Source organism: Picosynechococcus sp. PCC 11901 (genome assembly GCF_005577135.1).
Lineage (GTDB): Bacteria > Cyanobacteriota > Cyanobacteriia > Cyanobacteriales > MRBY01 > MRBY01.
In genome coordinates this window covers 1470921-1488230 of the sequence record NZ_CP040360.1, presented here as the reverse complement: position 1 = coordinate 1488230, position 17310 = coordinate 1470921, and the positions used below count along the sequence as shown (strand labels likewise).

18 protein-coding genes are annotated in these 17310 nt (G+C 50.9%); 9 read left to right on the top strand and 9 right to left on the bottom strand.

All coding sequences use genetic code 11. From position 1 onward, the window contains the following. Positions 1-27: 27 nt before the first annotated feature. Positions 28-1080, bottom strand: a complete 1053-nt coding sequence (hemE, locus tag FEK30_RS08210; protein WP_012306451.1) for a uroporphyrinogen decarboxylase — start codon at positions 1078-1080, stop codon at positions 28-30. 103 nt (positions 1081-1183) lie between these two features. Between hemE and FEK30_RS08205 the strand changes: the two genes are divergently transcribed. From FEK30_RS08205 to FEK30_RS17345, 4 genes are all read left to right on the top strand, one after another. After that, on the top strand, positions 1184-1615 hold the full coding sequence (locus FEK30_RS08205; RefSeq protein ID WP_138072833.1) for an FYDLN acid domain-containing protein: 432 nt from the start codon (positions 1184-1186) through the stop codon (positions 1613-1615). Between the two features lie 48 nt (positions 1616-1663). Beyond that, the gene (locus FEK30_RS08200) at positions 1664-3433 is read left to right on the top strand and encodes an ABC transporter ATP-binding protein (protein ID WP_099238163.1); all 1770 of its coding nucleotides are present in this window, start codon (positions 1664-1666) and stop codon (positions 3431-3433) included. 74 nt (positions 3434-3507) lie between these two features. Continuing rightward, a complete protein-coding gene (locus FEK30_RS08195; RefSeq protein WP_138072831.1) occupies positions 3508-3729 on the top strand; it encodes a hypothetical protein in 222 nt (73 codons plus the stop codon). Then, positions 3707-3967, top strand: a complete 261-nt coding sequence (locus FEK30_RS17345) for a ParE family toxin-like protein (protein ID WP_099238165.1) — start codon at positions 3707-3709, stop codon at positions 3965-3967. The genes FEK30_RS08195 and FEK30_RS17345 overlap by 23 nt, the downstream gene beginning before the upstream one ends. Positions 3968-3977: 10 nt before the next feature. Here FEK30_RS17345 and dxr read toward each other — a convergent pair whose 3' ends face one another. Beyond that, positions 3978-5156, bottom strand: coding sequence for a 1-deoxy-D-xylulose-5-phosphate reductoisomerase (dxr, locus tag FEK30_RS08185; RefSeq protein WP_138072829.1), 1179 nt, complete (start codon positions 5154-5156; stop codon positions 3978-3980). 68 nt (positions 5157-5224) lie between these two features. After that, positions 5225-5863 carry a class I SAM-dependent methyltransferase gene (locus tag FEK30_RS08180; RefSeq protein ID WP_138072827.1) on the bottom strand — a complete coding sequence of 213 codons (639 nt, stop codon included), beginning with the start codon at positions 5861-5863 and terminating at the stop codon, positions 5225-5227. A 111-nt stretch (positions 5864-5974) separates the two neighbouring features. Here FEK30_RS08180 and dacB point away from each other — a divergent pair, with 111 nt between their 5' ends. Further along, positions 5975-7447: a D-alanyl-D-alanine carboxypeptidase/D-alanyl-D-alanine endopeptidase gene (gene dacB / locus FEK30_RS08175; protein ID WP_138072825.1), complete on the top strand. Its 1473-nt coding sequence runs from the start codon at positions 5975-5977 to the stop codon at positions 7445-7447. Between the two features lie 59 nt (positions 7448-7506). Further along, positions 7507-8079 (top strand): CesT family type III secretion system chaperone, encoded by a 573-nt coding sequence (locus tag FEK30_RS08170; protein WP_138072822.1) that lies wholly within the window; start codon positions 7507-7509, stop codon positions 8077-8079. Between the two features lie 84 nt (positions 8080-8163). On the opposite strand, the gene ndk is transcribed toward FEK30_RS08170, so the two are convergent. From ndk to FEK30_RS08155, 3 genes are all read right to left on the bottom strand, one after another. Next, positions 8164-8613, bottom strand: a complete 450-nt coding sequence (ndk, locus tag FEK30_RS08165; protein WP_030007591.1) for a nucleoside-diphosphate kinase — start codon at positions 8611-8613, stop codon at positions 8164-8166. Between the two features lie 99 nt (positions 8614-8712). Further along, complete coding sequence (locus FEK30_RS08160; protein WP_099238175.1) at positions 8713-9321, bottom strand: PspA/IM30 family protein; 609 nt, start codon at positions 9319-9321, stop codon at positions 8713-8715. A 67-nt stretch (positions 9322-9388) separates the two neighbouring features. After that, a complete protein-coding gene (locus FEK30_RS08155; protein WP_138072820.1) occupies positions 9389-10390 on the bottom strand; it encodes a hypothetical protein in 1002 nt (333 codons plus the stop codon). Positions 10391-10789: 399 nt separating this feature from the next. On the opposite strand from FEK30_RS08155, the gene FEK30_RS08150 reads away from it, so the two are divergent. Further along, on the top strand, positions 10790-11536 hold the full coding sequence (locus tag FEK30_RS08150) for a phycobilisome rod-core linker polypeptide (RefSeq protein ID WP_138072818.1): 747 nt from the start codon (positions 10790-10792) through the stop codon (positions 11534-11536). Between the two features lie 260 nt (positions 11537-11796). Next, a complete protein-coding gene (locus tag FEK30_RS08145) occupies positions 11797-12540 on the top strand; it encodes a TIGR01548 family HAD-type hydrolase (protein WP_138072816.1) in 744 nt (247 codons plus the stop codon). A gap of 216 nt (positions 12541-12756) precedes the next feature. Here FEK30_RS08145 and psbN read toward each other — a convergent pair whose 3' ends face one another. After that, complete coding sequence (psbN, locus tag FEK30_RS08140; protein ID WP_012306437.1) at positions 12757-12888, bottom strand: photosystem II reaction center protein PsbN; 132 nt, start codon at positions 12886-12888, stop codon at positions 12757-12759. Positions 12889-12968: 80 nt separating this feature from the next. Between psbN and psbH the strand changes: the two genes are divergently transcribed. Continuing rightward, a complete protein-coding gene (gene psbH, locus FEK30_RS08135; RefSeq protein WP_012306436.1) occupies positions 12969-13172 on the top strand; it encodes a photosystem II reaction center phosphoprotein PsbH in 204 nt (67 codons plus the stop codon). 77 nt (positions 13173-13249) lie between these two features. Here psbH and FEK30_RS08130 read toward each other — a convergent pair whose 3' ends face one another. Together FEK30_RS08130 and FEK30_RS08125 are read right to left on the bottom strand one after the other, a co-directional pair. Beyond that, positions 13250-15490: a serine/threonine-protein kinase gene (locus FEK30_RS08130; RefSeq protein WP_255448004.1), complete on the bottom strand. Its 2241-nt coding sequence runs from the start codon at positions 15488-15490 to the stop codon at positions 13250-13252. A 123-nt stretch (positions 15491-15613) separates the two neighbouring features. Further along, entirely contained in the window at positions 15614-17290 is a 1677-nt protein-coding gene (locus FEK30_RS08125; protein ID WP_065710279.1) for a DUF3352 domain-containing protein, read from the bottom strand. Between the last annotated feature and the right edge of the window lie 20 nt (positions 17291-17310).

The following is a 17310-nucleotide window of genomic DNA, read 5'->3' as shown; positions in this document are numbered from 1 at the left end:
TTCTGAATGAAGGAATGGCTTTAAAACCTAGAGGAAACTCTGGACGTTCTTACAGGTTTCAAAGAAGAAGCGGACATTATCTTCGGGGGTACCGACGAGCACGCCATGGCCGAGATTGAGAATATGTCCCCAATTGCCGGCTTTACGCACGGTGTCAATGATCCGCGCTTTGATGAAGTCCTGGGAACCAAACAGCACACCAGGATCGATATTGCCTTGGACTTTCATGTCTTTACCAAGGCGCTGGCGGGCATCGGCCATATCCACCGTCCAATCGACGCTGACGATATCGACACCGGATTTACCCATGCGTTCTAGGACACCGGCACTGCCACTGATGTACAGAATCAGCGGAAAGTCTGGGTATTTTGCTTTGACTTTGTCCACGACCCGTTTTTGATACGGCAGGGCAAACATATCGTAGTCTTGGGGACTGAGTTGGCCCGCCCAAGAGTCGAACATTTGGATCACCTGGGCTCCACATTCGATCTGGTAGCAAACATAATCGGCGATCGCATCGGCAATTTTTCCAAGGAAACTGTGCAACACAGCCGGCTCAGAAAAGGCCATATTTTTGATGATGGCGTAGTTCTTTGAACTCTTACCTTCAATGGCATAGGCAGCTAGCGTCCAGGGGGCACCGACAAATCCCAGTACCGTCGAGGCATTGCCCACTTCCTGGCGGAGGGTGCCAAGGATTGTTTTGATAAAAGGCAAGGATTCTGCCGGATCAAAGGGGGTCATAGCATCGACCTGGGCCTGGGTGCGGATCGGGTTTTCAATGATTGGCCCTTTGCTTTCGATGATGTCGAAGGGAATCCCCATCCCTGGTAGGGGAGTGAGAATATCCGAAAACATAATTACACCGTCAGGCTGGAATGCATGCCAAGGTTGGAGCGAAATTTCGATGGCGAGATCAGGATTTTCAGAACGTTCCCGGAAGCTCGGGTACTTCTCCCGCAGGTCGCGATAAATTTTCATGTAACGTCCGGCTTGACGCATCATCCAAACCGGTGTCCGCTCAACTTTTTCCCCCCGTGCAGCCCTCAATAAAAGAGGTGTATTATTGCTTTCCGACATGATTTATTAAAATAATTTTTGTGCATTTGTAAGCTTATCATCTCGGTTTGTGAAATAAACTTGAGGCACTATCGTAAGCAGTTAACAATTATTAAGAAATATTGTGAACGATCCTTTCTCTCGTAATATTCAATTCTCTTCTTCGGGCATCGGCTGTTTTTTGACCTTTATTCTGATCGCGGCGTTACTGACTTCGGTGGGCCTCGGCTGGGTTGTCAACGGGTTTATTATTCTCATTCTGCTCATTCCCGTGGCGATCGCCTTGGGGGTGGTGGGCTTCCAGTGGTGGCTCAAGCGCAATTTGGTAGAGGCAGATTGTCCGGTCTGTGGCTATGAATTTACGGGTTTAAACAATTCCATGGCCCGCTGTCCTAGTTGTGGTGAAGTGGTGCAAATTACAGAAAAGAAATTCCAGCGCCAGACCCCTGAGGGGACGGTAGAGGTGGCCGCTGTGGAAGTGGACGGGCCGAAAGGGACGGATAACGCCGACGCTAAAACGGTGGATGTGCAGGTGCTAGAGCCGGGCGAAGATTAAACAGAACAGGTTATGATCTCTTGGGTATTGGCTTGATTTTCTTTGAGTATGTCCCATCCGCTAACCCGTTTATTTCGCTATGGTAGTCGCTACCGCAAACAGATCAATTTGGCGATCGCCTGTTCCGTTCTGAATAAACTCTTTGATCTGGCGCCTCCGGTGCTAATTGGGGTGGCAGTGGATACCGTGGTACAGCGGGACAACTCCTTTGTGGCCCAGTTTGGTGTCACCAGCATCATCGGTCAATTGGTCGTCATCGGCATTTTGTCTTTCCTGATCTGGAGTGCCGAGTCCATTTTTGAATATTTCTACCAACGTCTGTGGCGCAATTTAGCCCAAAAAATGCAACACAACCTCCGTCTCGATGGCTACGGCCATTTGCAGGAACTGGAGTTGGGCTACTTTGAAGAACGCAGCACCGGGGAACTATTAGCCCTGCTCAATGATGATGTGAACCAGTTGGAACGCTTTCTCGATGTGGGCGCCAACGAAATCTTGCAGGTGATCACGACAGTGATTTTGATTGGAGGCTTATTCTTCTACGCGACCCCCTCAGCGGCCTGGATGGCGATGGCGCCGATTCCGATCATCATTTGGGGTTCGGTGGCATTTCAGAAAAAATTGGCTCCCCGCTATGCCGATGTGCGCGAAAAGGTAGGGGTACTCAGCTCGCGCCTATCCAATAACCTCAGTGGCATCACGACCATTAAAAGCTTTACGACGGAGCATTACGAGCTAGAACGGCTCCGCTTTGATAGTGATGCTTATCTTCAAAGTAATGAGCGGGCGATCGCCTTAAGTGCCGCCTTTATCCCCTTAATCCGGATTGCGATTTTGGCTGGGTTTACGGCGATTCTCTTTTTCGGTGGATTGCAGGTGGAACAAGGAGCCTTGGCTGTGGGTACCTACAGTGTGTTGGTGTTTATGACCCAGCGGTTGCTATGGCCCCTGACCCGCCTGGGACAAACGATGGATCTTTATCAACGGGCGATGGCTTCGAGTAACCGGGTCTTTAATCTCCTCGACACGGAAGTGCAAATTCGTTCTGGGGAAGTAGCCCTGCCCACCCATACCGTCAAAGGAGAAATCAAACTCGACAATATTTCCTTTGCCTACTTTGAGCGGGCACCGGTTTTGCAAGATTTTTCCCTCCACATTCCTGCGGGTCAAACCATTGCGATTGTGGGGGCGACAGGTTCTGGGAAAAGTACGATTGTGAAATTGCTCCTGCGTTTCTACGAAATTAACCAGGGACAAATTACCGTCGATGGCCTTGATATTCGCGATATCTATCTCAAGGATCTGCGGCGCGCCATTGGTCTAGTGAGTCAGGATGTGTTCCTCTTCCATGGCACCGTGGCCGAAAACATTGCCTACGGGAACCCCGATGCAACTCTCCCGGAAATTATCCAAGCCGCAAAACTTGCCGAAGCCCACGACTTTATCGAAACCCTGCCCCAACAGTACGACACCATCGTCGGGGAACGGGGACAAAAACTCTCCGGTGGTCAACGGCAACGCTTGGCGATCGCCCGCGCCATTTTAAAAGATCCGCCCATCTTGATTTTGGACGAGGCTACTTCTGCTGTGGACAATGAAACCGAAGCGGCGATCGCCAAATCTCTCGAAAAAATCACCCAGCACCGCACTACGATTGCGATCGCCCACCGCCTTTCCACGATCCGCCATTCCGACTGCATTTATGTGATGGATCAAGGCAAAATTGTTGAACAAGGCACCCATGAACAACTCCTTGATCGGCAGGGTTTATACTACAGCCTCTGGCAAGTCCAAACCGGAGCACGTCTAGCAGTTTAACTTCCTTGGGTTTGGGTTTTAGTCGTTCTTTTTGACTTTTATATTTTTGAAAAAATATGGAGATGTTGCCCAAAATGACTTCCCTAGTAGAAATTGAAGCCGCCATCAAAAATCTGTCTGAAAATGAAATTCGCCATCTCTCGGAATGGATTCAAACTTATCTTGCTGAGCAGTGGGATCAGCAGCTTGAGATGGATTTCAATACAGGCAAGCTAGATCAACTGATTGCCAAAGCCGAGGCAGACATTACGAACAATCAGGTCAAAGATTTACATGCAGTCCTTCGTAACCTCTGAGTTCTGGAAAGCCTATAAAAAACTGCCACCAGAACTTCAGCAGAAGGCAAACAATACCTATCATTTGTGGCAAGCCAACCAAGATTATCCCTCCCTTCACTTTAAGAAAGTAGGCAAAAACCTATGGTCAATTCGGATTACCAATAATTATCGAGCTTTAGCCCTAAAAAAAGGGGATGATTACTATTGGTTTTGGATTGGCAACCATGCTGAGTACGAGCGTCTTATTAATTCGTGACAACGGTTAGCTAGGCCAATTGTGGTTGTAATTTAAGAACAGCTTGTCTGGCCCATTGATCTGCCTGCAAAATGTCGTCTAGGGTCGGGTTTGTCTTGTTGTCGTTTTGGTGGCGATCGCAAACCTTTTCAATCAAACGAGGGATATCGAGGAATTCAATTTTTTCTTCGAGGAAAAGGGCCACAGCTTGCTCATTCGCTGCATTTAAAACTGCTGGCATCGATCCCCCGGCCCGTCCCGCAGCATAGGCCAAATTCATGCAGGGATATTTATGGTGATCCGGTTCCCGGAAGGTAAGATCACCCGCCTTCACGAGGTCAAATTGCTCCCAATCGGTGTAGATGCGCTCAGGATAGGAGAGGGCATAGAGCAAAGGCAAGCGCATATCCGGCCAACCCAACTGGGCTAAAACCGAGGTATCTTGCAGCTCGATCAGGGAGTGGATGATGCTCTGGGGATGCACCACAATGTCGATGTCGTCGTAATCTTTACCAAAGAGATAATGGGCTTCGATCACCTCTAAACCTTTATTCATTAGGGTGGCAGAATCAATGGTGATTTTCTGGCCCATCGACCAGTTGGGGTGTTTCAAAGCATCTTTGACGGTGACAGTGGCCAATTTTTCCACGGGGAGATCCCGGAAAGCGCCCCCGGAAGCCGTCAGAATAATCCGCTTTAAACCTCCTTCCGGCACCCCCTGGAGACATTGGAAAATCGCGGAATGTTCGGAGTCAGCAGGCAGTAGTTTCACGCCATGTTTTTCGATTAAGGGCAAAACTACTGGCCCCCCGGCAATCAGGGTTTCCTTATTCGCGAGGGCAATATCTTTTCCGGCTTCGATGGCGGCAATGGTGGGTAAAAGTCCAGCACAGCCAACAATTCCCGTCACCACGCTTTCTGCATCACCATAACGGGCCACTTCGGCGATCGCCGCTTTGCCAGCGATGATTTGGGGTTGGTAATTTAAATCTTTGAGGAATGCTTTGAGTTCAGGTAAAAGGCTTTCCTGGCTGGTGGCGACAATTTCCGGGTGAAACTCCCGCACCTGTTCGGCTAGGAGTTGAATATTACGCCCAGCGGCCATCCCCACAACGCGGAATTTATCGGGGTGCGATCGCACAATGTCGAGGGTTTGCGTCCCGATTGATCCGGTGGAACCAAGGATAGAGATGGCTTTAGCGTTGGTCATGATACTTGTTTGCGTGAACCCGTTTGTTGCAGACAATCATCTCATAATCGGGGCTTCGTGGGGACGACTTAAGGGGCGATCGCCGCTGGGATTTCCTCGCTTTTCTGGAAAATCGTCAGTAAAACGCCGAACATCAAATAATGGTGCGCCACGGTTTCCAGGCCAACCTGTTCCCCCATGGCGGTTCGTTCTGCCCGGGAATAGAAACGCAATCCCCCAGGCGAAAAGGGAAAACCATCCCCTTGGCACAATTCTCCCTTGCCGTAATCTGCCAGATAAAATTGGCCACCCGGCTTGAGCACCCGCTGCACTTCCCCTAAAACCGTTTCGGGGTGGAGATAGTGCAAAAAGCTAATCGTATTAAACGCCGCATCAAAGGTATTTTCCGGAAAAGGTTGCGCCTCGGCATTCCCCTGGACAAAAGAAAGGCGATCGCCATGGATATTTTTCCGTTGGGCCTGGGTTAACATTTCTGGAGACAGATCCAACCCCACCCCCGTTAATTCTGGATAAAGCTTGCCGAGTCGTTTAAATAATTTGCCCGTTCCACAACCCAGGTCAAGCACATGGCCATCTCTGGGGAAATCAGCATCGGTGAGTAACCGCTTATGGACAGCCTGGTAAAAGGGCGTGGTCAATAAAATATCGTAATTTCTCGCCCAGCGGTCAAAAAAAGTCTGCTTCCGTTGAAAAAATTGTTCGCTCATGGAGATTTAGCCCAAGAAAACCACAAAGATCCTTTTCGCAGTGTACCGAAGCCCACCAAAAACGGCAGTATAGTAGGACAAATGCGCCCTGACCGTTGACGAGGAGAAAAAATGGGGAAAACACAATTTCAACCGGTAAGCCAGATCCTCGCCCTGGCAAGTTTAGCAACCCTGGCTTTTAGCTCCCAAAGTCTGGCCCAATCCCAAAAGACCTGCGATCTCTCTGGCACTATTTCTCAGATCCTGGAGCGTCCAGAACAGCAACAAACCCAGTGGGGCATTGCGATCCAAGATCCCCAGACCGATAGTTTCTTATTTGAGCACCAAGCCGACACTCTTTTTGTGCCAGCTTCTAACCAAAAACTCCTCACCACTGCCGCTGCCCTCACCGACTTAGGCGCAGACTACCAATATCAGACGCCCATTTCCCTCGTTCGGCATATCCACGGAGAAGTTCGCTATTTGGTAATTGAAGGCCAAGGAGACCCGACCCTAACCACGGCAAAGCTCCGCACTGCCCTCGAAGAACTTAAAAACCAAGGGATTACGGATGTGGGGGAGGTCATTATTATTGATAGTCCACCGTCCGCAACCCTGTCCCCCACCTGGGAATGGTCTGATTTACCTTGGTATTATGCAACGGCTGTAAATCAGCTTATTCTCAATGAAAATGTTGTCACTGCCACTGTGACGCCCGGAGCCGTGGGGAGTCGCGCCCGTGTCACTTGGTCGGATGCGATCGCCGCCCGCCAATGGCAACTGGATCACCAACTTTTTACAACCCCAGAAGGCGCAACTATTCCCCCAGAACCTCGCCAAACCTACGGGACGAATAGCCTAACCCTCCGGGGAGAACTGGCTCCCGATGCACCACCAAGGCAATGGTTTTTATCGATTCCAAATCCTGGCCGCTATGCCCTCGAAACGGTACAAACCATCCTGCGCAGTCAAAACATTAGCTTCAAAGGGGGACGGGTCATCAATACCGATATCCAATCCCTACTCCCTGATCCCCTTAATAAAGAAAGCCTCCTCTACAAAATTGAACCACTCACGGTGATCGCCTCTGACCCCTTGGCTGAAATCCTCAAAACTACCAACCAAGACAGCAATAATCTCTTTGCCGAAAGTCTCCTAAAAACCCTTACTGCCGCTGACCGAGACCCAGAAACAATCCTAGAATCTATTGGGGTAAATCCTGCCACCTACCGATTGCGGGACGGCTCTGGTCTTTCTCGCCATAACCTTGTCACTCCCATGGCCTTAATCCAAACCCTAGACGGTATGCTGACCCATCCCCAGGGGGAAACTTACCGCAACTCTTTGGCGATCGCCGGTCGCACAGGCACTCTCCAAAACCGCTTTCAAGATACCCCAGTCGAAAACCAATTCTTTGGGAAAACAGGCACCATGACCCACGTTTCTGGCCTCTCTGGCTACCTCGATCTACCCGATGACAGCACCTTATTGGTCAGTATTTTGGCGAACCAAACTGGCCAATCGGCTCGAATTACCCGTCAAGCCATTGATGATGTTGTCGTCGCTGTCCATGATTGGCACTCCTGTTCCACGACCCAGCCATAACCTCCGCTGTTGATCGAGTACAAGGCGAATATTCAATTTTTCCGATTCAAGTTGCAACAATGACCCCAGACGCCATCTTCGCTACCCTCACTGAATTTTTTCCTGACGCCAAAATTAACCACACAGACAACAAAACTTGGAAAGTACACAAATCCCAAGCCCGGTTTCACCTGCTGGTGAGCCTGTCTAGTGATGGTCAAATGCTGCGGATCTTCGTGCCTGTTGCGTCCCAGGATGATGCAGAACCCTATTATGGCCAGTTGCTCGAGAGTAACTTTAATGAAAATAAACTCGTCCGCTACGCCCTCAACCAGGGTTTACTCTGGGGCGTATTTAAATATCCCCTAGAACAACTTGACACCACCATTTTCCAACAGGTGTTAACGGAAATGGTGGCCTTACACCAACAAAATCTCAGTCCCTTTTTTAATCAACTGGCCGAAGATAAAGTGCGAGAAATTATCCGTGCCGCCAAGTCTCAGGGGCAAAGTATCGAAAAGACGATGCAAACGATTACCCGGTTTTACCAAGAAGGGATTATGGGGGGCCTCGACCAAGAACCCAGGGAACAACAGCGGGCTTTATTGGCTTGGCAGCACCAATTAGAACGGCTCTGGGATGAAGAGGAATAGCCACGAAAAAACCTCGTTGGGGTTGAACGAGGTCTTGAAAAAATTAAATTGCCGAAATTTGCTTGGAAACCAAACAGATTGGATTTATTCGTAGAGCCAAGCTTTGGTGGCGGGTTCCCAGTTGGCCAATTCAGATTCGGAGAACCAGAGGGCAATTTCACTGGCGGCGGTGTCGGGGCCATCGGAACCGTGGATCAGGTTACGGCCAATGTCCACACCGAAGTCACCCCGGATTGTGCCGGGTTCTGCTTCGAGGGGGTTGGTGGCACCGATGATTTTCCGGGCGGCGGCGATCGCCCCTTTACCTTCCCAAACCATGGCGACGACGGGGGCAGAAATAATGAATTCTACGAGGCTACCGAAGAACGGTCTTTCTCTGTGAACGCCGTAGTGCTGCTCTGCTAATTCGCGGGAAACAGAAACCAATTTTAGACCGACAAGCTTAAAGCCTTTTGCTTCAAAACGACGGATAACATCGCCGACCAAACCGCGCTGAACACCGTCCGGTTTAACCATTACAAATGTGCGTTCCACAGAATTCTCCTTTGGACATATACAAAACCACAGGCCAGCGTAACATAAGTTTTACCCTTCGTTGCGCCTAAAATGGAGTGGGCGATCGCCTTTATTTTTCTAAGAATTTTTTGGGTGATGGCGCTGACTTTTTTCTAGCTGACGGAATTGTGCTTCGAGGGGATCGATGAGATCGGTTTCTGCTTCCACTTGCCACAGGGACAATTCCAAATCGGCGATCGCCGTATCCAAACTTCCCCCCATTAATTCTTGCTGGAGGGTTTGTAACTGCTGTTGGGCGATCGCCGTCCGCAACCGCGTCACATACCAATCTTTTTGCAGTTTAATGTGGTTGATTTTGTCTTCGAGGGCCTCAAGATCGTGGCGTACGCCTCGGATAAAGGCTTGTTGTTCTTCCCGTTGCGCCTCCAGTTTCGCCAACATTTCCCCATAGGTTTGTCGTCGGGCGATCGCTGCTTTTGCTAAGGTTTCATCGCCACAATCCAGGGCCAATTTTACCCACTGCTGCCATCGCTGTACCATTGCCGCCATGGTTTTTCGGTGTCGTTCTCCCCGTTTAGCACTCGCCACCGCCTGGGCCACGGCCCGCCGCATTTGGATCAATTTTTTTTCCATGTCCCAGAGGGTCTGCTCCAGGAGGTGCTCTGGATCAGCGGCAGGTTGCCACCATTGTTGAATGCCATCCCAGGTGCGCCGGAAAAAATTCATCGTGCCCAGTGTCCCGCTTACTGACGCGTTTCAACTACTAATCTAGCCCAGGGGGCGATCGCCTCGTTTAGGAAGCTGGCGACAGTTGATGGTAATAAACCTCCGCTGCAATTTTTTGGGCCTTAAATTGACGCATCAGATCATCGGCTTTGGTGGCTGAATCGACTTCTGCCATCTGAATGGCTTGGCCCACGGGGAACTGTCGCACAAAAGCCCCATCAACCACTGCCTGAGCCCGATCCAGGGCGCTGGGACTCGTATTTCGGAAAATCACGTAGTAATATCCCAACTTCAAACCATCGGGGGTGGCCAAAGGTGTCCCCGGAAAGCCCGGCACTGGCGCAAGGGGGGTTGCTATTGCTTGATCTGGAGTCGGGGGAGGCGTTGTGGCACTGGTAGAAGCAGTGGCATCGGCTTCGGTATTTTCGGTGTCCGTGGGTACGCTGGGATCAATGATGCTGAGATTGTCTAGGCGCAACTCGATAAATTCTTGGGAGGCTAAATTAACGGTGCTAGAGGTCGCCGACGCAGTGGTCTCTGGCGTTGTTGCCGTGGTCTGGGCCGGGGAGGATTCTGCGGCTGTTTCCGGGGCTGGGGTCGGGGTAAATAAATCGGGAACGGCGATCGCTAAGGCCACCAATCCACCCCCTAAAATGGCTGCTCCCAAAAAAGCAAGACCTAATTTCCAACGTGGCGTGGGCGGGGTAACAGGTTGGCTGCTGGCATCTAAACTTTTGAGGAGTTCTTCCGACGATTGCAGGTAATCTTCCGGGGGGGGCGTGGGCTGCTCCCAGGGGGAAAGGGGGCCAGCAACGGCAGTGATGGTCTCGGTAGTGTCTGTTTCAGAAGCCTGTGCTGGTTGTTGGGCCATTAATTCGCCATCATCACCCTGATCGAGAGCTGCAGATCCCCCATCGAGAGGCGGTTCTGGACTCGGAGGCGGTGTGAATCGCTCGGATGGTGGCCGCTGTTGTCGATAACGTTGCAATTCTCGGTCTAGATCTAGGTCTAAATTGTCTAAAGCAGCCTGAAAGCTGGCATTTGCGGCGTTAGGGGGGGCTTGATTCATCCGAAAACTCCTACACTCTCAACGGAGAACAATCAATGGGATGGGGAAGGCGATCGCGGCTCAGTAACCCCGCTGTCAAACTAAGGGGTTGAGAGACTCAACTTTCTCTAAAATACTGCATTTTTTTCGGGCACCGTCAATTGTTCTAAATTGACCTTTTAGGGCCGGATCTTTTTTCCTTTTATCTTAAGGAAATGGCCCCGGCGATCGCCCCAGAATAGACCCTTGTTTGATCAAGTTTTGCCGAAAAAGCAAGCTACTGCGGCCCTAGGGCGCGGGAAATAAACGTTAACTTCTGTAATATTTTTTAATCTTTCCGAGGGATAGCCCCTGACTCCCTTATGCTAATCAGTAAGAAATTTTATTTTTTAAAGTCTTCTGATATAACGGAGGTCTGGTTTGACAATTCCTTTATTACAATACGCCCCCTCGAGCCAAAACACTCGGGTAGCAGGGTATACCGTCGGTGGCGACGAGCAGCCTTTTGTTTTTACAACCGATAACGTCATTAGCGATTCTGACTTTGACGTTCTCATCAACGCTGCCTATCGTCAAATTTTCTTCCACGCTTTTAAGTGCGATCGCCAACAGCTACTCGAATCCCAGTTGCGCAACGGTCAAATCACTGTCCGTGACTTCATTCGGGGTCTGTTGCTGTCGGAAACCTTCATCGATAGCTTCTATAACAAAAACAGTAACTATCGCTTTGTTGAGCAGTGTATCCAACGGGTACTCGGTCGCGATCCCTTCAGCGAACAGGAAAAAATTGCCTGGTCAATCGTGATCTGCACCAAGGGTCTAGCGGCCTTTGTTGACCAACTCCTCAACACTGATGAGTATATGGAAAACTTCGGCTATGACACGGTGCCCTACCAGCGCCGCCGTAGCCTCGCTAGCCGTGAGCAAGGTGAGACACCCTTTAACATCAAGTCTCCCCGTTACGATGCTTACTACCGCTCCCAGTTGGGCTTCCCCCAAGTGGTTTGGCAAAATGCAGTCCGTCGTTTCCGGACTCCCGACCGGGTGCCCCAAGCTGGCGATCCCGCTCTCTTCCTCAACATGGCGCGTTCTGCTCAGATTCCCAAAGTCAACGTTCGGGTTTCCACCGCAGACATCAGCCTTGCCGCAGTGCCTTACCGCAACTAAGACGGACAGCTTCTAGCACCCCATGGGGTGTTATTGTTTTGTTCTAAAAAATTGAATTACCGTCTTTAATCTTAGTTTGAGCAACCTCGTTTTGTTTGGACTGATATTAAGGGGCGGTAATTTTGTTATGGGGTATTGAGCCTTTGCCCAAGCCCCCAAAGGAACAGAAAAAATCTGATTTTGTTTTCAGTCAAAGACTTGGGAAAATAGCAAACGAGACGATAAGTATAGCGATAGGTTTTGCAACAGAGGTGGTGACCATGGCGAAGGGGATTGTGATTTTTGATATCGACGGGGTGATTCGCGATGTGAGTCAGTCCTACCGGCGGGCGATCGCCGATACCGTTGAACATTACACCCAAGGGGAATATCGCCCCAGCAATGGTGAAATCGATAGTCTTAAGGCCGAGGCCATTTGGAATAACGATTGGAAAGCCTCCCAGGAGCTGATCCGCCGTTGGGATGAGACGATTCCTGTCAATTTTAAAGAGCTCGTCGCTTTTTTCCAGCGCAAATACCGGGGTCACAATTTTGATGGGTATATCAACGATGAACCGTTACTCGTCACCAAAGCCTATTTTGAGGCCCTCACCGCTGCCGATATTGCCTGGGGCTTTTTTAGTGGTGCCATGCGGGGTTCTGCTGAACACGTACTAAAAGGGCGTTTGGGCTTAGAAAATCCTGTGCTCATTGCCATGGAAGATGCCCCCGAAAAACCTGATCCCAAGGGATTACTCGCGGCGATCACCCAACTCGAAGCCGCATCAGCCAAGACCCCCGTCGCCTACGTGGGAGATACCGCTGCCGATATGCGCACCATTACCAATGCCATCAGCCAGCAGCCCCAACGACGATGGCGAGCCATTGGGGTGATCCCACCCCACGCCCAGACTGGTGACGACAAGGAGTATATGTATGCCTCTAACTTGCAGGATGTCGGGGCCAATATTGTTCTCCCAGGAGTGCAAGAGCTCTTACCTGAGGTTTTATTACAACTATTTTGACGTTTTTAAAACCCAGAATTTCGAGTAATCCCCCAAGAAAAAACAGCCCGGAGGCTGCCTGATCAACTTATTTCAAGTGAGCTAGTTGAAGTGCGTCAGATTGTGACGGTATAAAAAGACATCTCAAAAAGGGTTTTATGATGACAGCGAGACTGGGGAGAAAAACAACCCAGGCATAAGAGCCATGGGGCTTGATGTTAAAGGATCGCTGCCCGCTTAATCTTCATGATCTTCAAAGGGATCCTCAAGTTCTACCGAAGGAGGCCCGAAGGCTGTGTAAATCGAAAACCCTGTTACGGCGATCACAACCACCGCAATGCCGATGCTAAGAACTGTTGCAGAATCCATAGGTGTATCTCAGTTTATGATGACTCTTCCTCTATAATATTACGGAACATTACAAAAATCCTTTACGATACACGAATCCTATGGCACAGCGTACTCGGTTGGGAGATATTCTCAAGCCTTTGAATTCTGAATACGGTAAAGTCGCTCCCGGTTGGGGCACCACACCGCTCATGGGCGTCTTCATGGCGTTGTTTTTAGTATTCCTGCTTATTATTCTCCAGATCTACAATTCTTCTCTGATTCTCGAAGGTTTTGAAGTGGATTGGACTGCCCTTGGTTTCTAAGGATTTACCAATCACCATTTTTGAAGCCATTTTTCTGCTGAGATCCGGGTCTACCCGGATTTTTTGTGGTTAGTCACTTACAACCAGGGCACAATTTCCCGCAGGGTATCCCGGAGCACTTTTTTCAGGCTATCGGCTCCTTCTTTAAAATCATCTTGGGCTTGTTCCCACTGGAGACGCTCCTGGGCATCCTGGCGATCGCCTAAAATATCTGGGTCATTGGGCTTGTACTGGAGCGCTTCGTCGTAGGCATTGATGGCAGTTTGGTACTGACCGGTCGCTTTGTAGGCATTCCCCAAACGCGCCCAAATATCTCCATCGGCATCGTCTAGGCGGAGGGTATTTTCGTAGGCGGCGATCGCCTCGGTGTAATTTTCAGAGTCATAGAGTAAATTTCCTAGACTGCGCCAACTGGGACGATCATCGCTATTTAGGGCAACGACACGTTGGTAGGCATCGATGGCCGTGGGGCGATCGCCATTTTGTTCTGCGTTCCAGGCGAGGTGATACCAGGCCCGGTCGTTGTTAGGTTCGAGGCGAGTGACATTGGCAAAGGCATCCTGGGCTTCGGTGTAATTGCGGAGATTTTCCTGGGCCATGCCGAGGCTATACCAGGCGGGAGCGCGGTCTGGCTCCAGTTCTACTACCCGGACATAGGCATTTTTGGCGTCCCGGTACCGTTGCAGTTTGCTATAGCTGTTGCCCTGCTGGTACCAAATATCGGCGTTCCGGTCGTCAAGTTTGAGGGCCTGCTGGTAGGCGGCGATCGCCGCATTATATTCGGCGCGATTATGGTGGATCCAGCCCTTCTCAAACCAGGCCCAGACCTGCTGGGAATCCAACCTGAGAAACGCATCAAGACTACTAAGGGCGGCATCGGTTTCTTCGCGACGGAGATGAAGTCGCGCCTTTGTCTCCCAAACCACCGCTTGCCGGGCATCTTCTTGAATAGCGCGGTCGAGAAAGGTTAGGGCTTGGTCGTCCTGTTGGCGATCGCTGGCGATTTTACCTTTGCTCCACCAAGCTTCCCAACGGCGGGGATTGACCTCCAATAGCTGATCATAGGCCCCTAAAGCCGCGTCAAATCGTTCGAGGGCTTGGAGGACTTGGGCCTTTCCCAAAAGCGCTCCTTCATGGTCTGGGACGGTCTGTAAAATTTCTTGGTATTGGGCGAGGGCCTGCTCCAGTTGATTTTGAGATTGGGATAGTTGGGCCTGTTCGTATTGGGCCATCAGGGCTTGGCGCTCTGACCACCACCGCCACCCCGCATGAACACCTAGACCAGTGCCCACCAACGCCGCTAAGCCAACACCGAGGAGTGCGGCCTTGATCGCCTGGTGATTAACGCTCAAACGCTGGTATTGCTGGGAAACGACCGTTGAGAGGTAATTGAGGGGGGCGATCGCCGTTTGTTTAATGTGTTGAATGCTGCCCGTTACGGGTGACAAAACACGAGTGCTCGTTTGCGGTGACTGTGTCCCCTGGGCCGCCAATGGCAGCAAGGCTTGTTGGGCTTCTGTGGCTGTCCCAAAGCGATCGCGCCAATTATGGTGCACCATCTTAGAGAGAAAATGCCTGACTTCTGCTGAAATTTCCACTTGATCCTGCCATTGCACTTCCCCGGTTTGGGCATCGAGGGGAATTTTGTCGGGGGCGGTACCCGTCAGGGCCGTAATCGCAATCATCCCCGCCGCATAAAGGTCGCTACAGTAACGGGGATAGCCCTGAATCTGCTCTAGGGGCATATAGCCTTGGGTGCCGATGGCGATGGTGGGCCGACCGGAAGTAGTCGCAAATTGGTGGGTGACCTGTTTAACCGCACCAAAATCAATGAGGCAGAGTTTTTGATCGGCTTGGCGGCGAATGAGGTTACTGGGGTTGAGATCCCGGTGAATTACCTGGTGCTCGTGGACAAAAACCAACAATTCCAGGATTTCTTGCACAAGGGCGATCGCCCCTGCCGGAGGACAAGGAGAAAGCTGCTGTAGTTCTTCCCAGAGACTTTGTCCTTCAATATATTCTTCAACTAAATAAAATTCTTGGCCTTCTTCAAAATAAGCCAGCAACTGAGGAATTTGCGGGTGCTGACCCAATTCATCGAGAATTTTTGCCTCGGTTTCAAACAAACGCCGGGCCGTTGCCAAGGTTTCTGCATCGGTGGTTTGGGGCTTGAGGAGCTTCACTACACAGATGGGCCGCTTTGGGCGATCGCGGTCTTCTGCCAAAAAAGTCGCCCCAAATCCTCCCTGGGCCAGAGACCGGAGAATATGATAACGTCCGCGCAGGGTGTGTCCGGGGGCCAATAGGGAAGCAGTCATCGGCAGCGGGGAAATAAAAGCAACAGATTAAAATCGCAGGGGCAAGGATTACCGGAGGACAAAATTTTCAAAAAGATCACCTTGTTCCATAGTAATCGGGACTTTCACAAATCGGGGACCGTCTCAATTTTGTAAACGATTGGGGGAGAGGTTGAAAAATAGGGTTGATCGCCGAATATCTTGGGTACTGCCGGCACTGGTGAGGGTAAAGGCGCGGAGATGGTTAAAGAAGGGTTTGGCCACATAATCGACCACCCGCAGGATCGGCACTTGGGTTTTGAACAGTTGGGAACCTTGACGCCAATCGGCAAAAAGATAGCCGCTGTTTTCGGGAGGCAGTTGGGCAATGCTGGTCTGGAAATCTTTGTTTTTCAGGAGCGATCGCCCGGTATTAGCTTGGATCGCCCGGCTGAGGGTTTTTACAGAAGTGGCAAAGAGTTCGTACTCGTCAACGCTGAGGTGCGCCCCCCGGACATCGGCATTGAGTTGTACCAGCTCATCTTGGTCTTGGGTATCGATGGCTGTCCAGGCAGTGACGCGGCGATCGCCCAAGGGTAAACGCCCCACACTTAAGCCTTTTTCCTGGGCCAAGCTATCAAAATGTTCAATGACGGGATCGAGGTTGACCTCCGGTTGTCGTTCCGCCACAAAGAGCCATTCCACATCATTGCGTTCGGCATCGGGGACGAGGGCCAGGGCATATTCCCCAGAAATCCACGCAAAAATATCTTCGGGGAGGTCAATGCCCAGGGGATCTTGAATTGCGGCGACCGCCTGTTGCAAGATCTGGGATAAGGGACTTTTCGGATTTAACCCTGTAGTCGCTTCACCCCAGAGAGCGTTTAAATCTCGCCCAGCCACGGCAAACATCGCCTCCTGGGGAATGTAGTTGAGGACATGGGTCGGTGCCGTGGTCGCCCCTGGCATCAGGCTAGGTTCCGTGTCCCCAATCAAAGCCGTTTCCGCCACTAACCCCTCTGGATGAAGACCGATGGCGATCGCCAAACGTTGTTCGAGGGTCGGTTCCTCTGGGGTCGGATCGTTGGCAATCCAAGCGCTGAGGGCGGGTAAATTCGCCACCATCACGCCAATGTGTTTCCGGTCAATGGTTTCTAGGGCTTCTGTATATTGCGGGTCATGGCTCAAATTCAAATCTGGCACCTGCACCGTATTAATCGCACTGCGTAGCACCTTTGCTTCGTTGGCAAACAGTACATAATTACCCACAATCGCACTGGCAAACCGATGGCTGTCCGCCTGGGGAATGACTAAATTGACCCCCTTATATTGATCAAACGTCAAACCCGCTTCTGGGGCGATCGCCTGTTCCGTATAAGAAAGCTGTAGAAATTCCTTGGCTAAGGCCTGATCCCGTGCTTCTACCACCAATAAATAACCCGGCTGCACCCCATTACTCGGATCGCGATCCACATCTAAAGTAGTCACCGCCAAGCTCAACTCGTCCCCCAGCCACGGTTCAATCTGCTTGCTGTAATCCAGTCCCGTCGCACTGAGTAAACTTGTTTTCACCTGTTGTAATTCCGTGAGCGTCGCCCGCCGTTTACCCCAAGGGGTTTGCACGAGGCCCAGGGCGGCTAATTTCTCTGGATTCACCACTAGCGAAAGCATCAATGGCGCTTGCCGGGGAACAAACAAGGCTGCTGCCGGATTGCGCGCTACCCCACCCTGCAACCAAGGTAAGGGACTCTGTTTAAAAATAGCGAACCAACTGCCTAGCCCCACCGAGAGCAGAAGCACCACCAGAAGACCGAGATACACAAAAAAGGAACGAGATTTCATGGGCTGCCTAGAAACGCACG

Bases quoted from the DNA above. Each gene is read 5' to 3' on its own strand.
- hemE (WP_012306451.1), bottom strand. From the start codon at position 1,080: ATGTCGGAAAGCAATAATACACCTCTTTTATTGAGGGCTGCACGGGGG.
- FEK30_RS08200 (WP_099238163.1), top strand. From the start codon at position 1,664: ATGTCCCATCCGCTAACCCGTTTATTTCGCTATGGTAGTCGCTACCGC.
- FEK30_RS08195 (WP_138072831.1), top strand. From the start codon at position 3,508: ATGACTTCCCTAGTAGAAATTGAAGCCGCCATCAAAAATCTGTCTGAA.
- FEK30_RS17345 (WP_099238165.1), top strand. From the start codon at position 3,707: ATGCAGTCCTTCGTAACCTCTGAGTTCTGGAAAGCCTATAAAAAACTG.
- dxr (WP_138072829.1), bottom strand. From the start codon at position 5,156: ATGACCAACGCTAAAGCCATCTCTATCCTTGGTTCCACCGGATCAATC.
- FEK30_RS08180 (WP_138072827.1), bottom strand. From the start codon at position 5,863: ATGAGCGAACAATTTTTTCAACGGAAGCAGACTTTTTTTGACCGCTGG.
- dacB (WP_138072825.1), top strand. From the start codon at position 5,975: ATGGGGAAAACACAATTTCAACCGGTAAGCCAGATCCTCGCCCTGGCA.
- FEK30_RS08170 (WP_138072822.1), top strand. From the start codon at position 7,507: ATGACCCCAGACGCCATCTTCGCTACCCTCACTGAATTTTTTCCTGAC.
- FEK30_RS08160 (WP_099238175.1), bottom strand. From the start codon at position 9,321: ATGAATTTTTTCCGGCGCACCTGGGATGGCATTCAACAATGGTGGCAA.
- FEK30_RS08155 (WP_138072820.1), bottom strand. From the start codon at position 10,390: ATGAATCAAGCCCCCCCTAACGCCGCAAATGCCAGCTTTCAGGCTGCT.
- FEK30_RS08145 (WP_138072816.1), top strand. From the start codon at position 11,797: ATGGCGAAGGGGATTGTGATTTTTGATATCGACGGGGTGATTCGCGAT.
- psbN (WP_012306437.1), bottom strand. From the start codon at position 12,888: ATGGATTCTGCAACAGTTCTTAGCATCGGCATTGCGGTGGTTGTGATC.
- psbH (WP_012306436.1), top strand. From the start codon at position 12,969: ATGGCACAGCGTACTCGGTTGGGAGATATTCTCAAGCCTTTGAATTCT.
- FEK30_RS08130 (WP_255448004.1), bottom strand. From the start codon at position 15,490: ATGACTGCTTCCCTATTGGCCCCCGGACACACCCTGCGCGGACGTTAT.
- FEK30_RS08125 (WP_065710279.1), bottom strand. From the start codon at position 17,290: ATGAAATCTCGTTCCTTTTTTGTGTATCTCGGTCTTCTGGTGGTGCTT.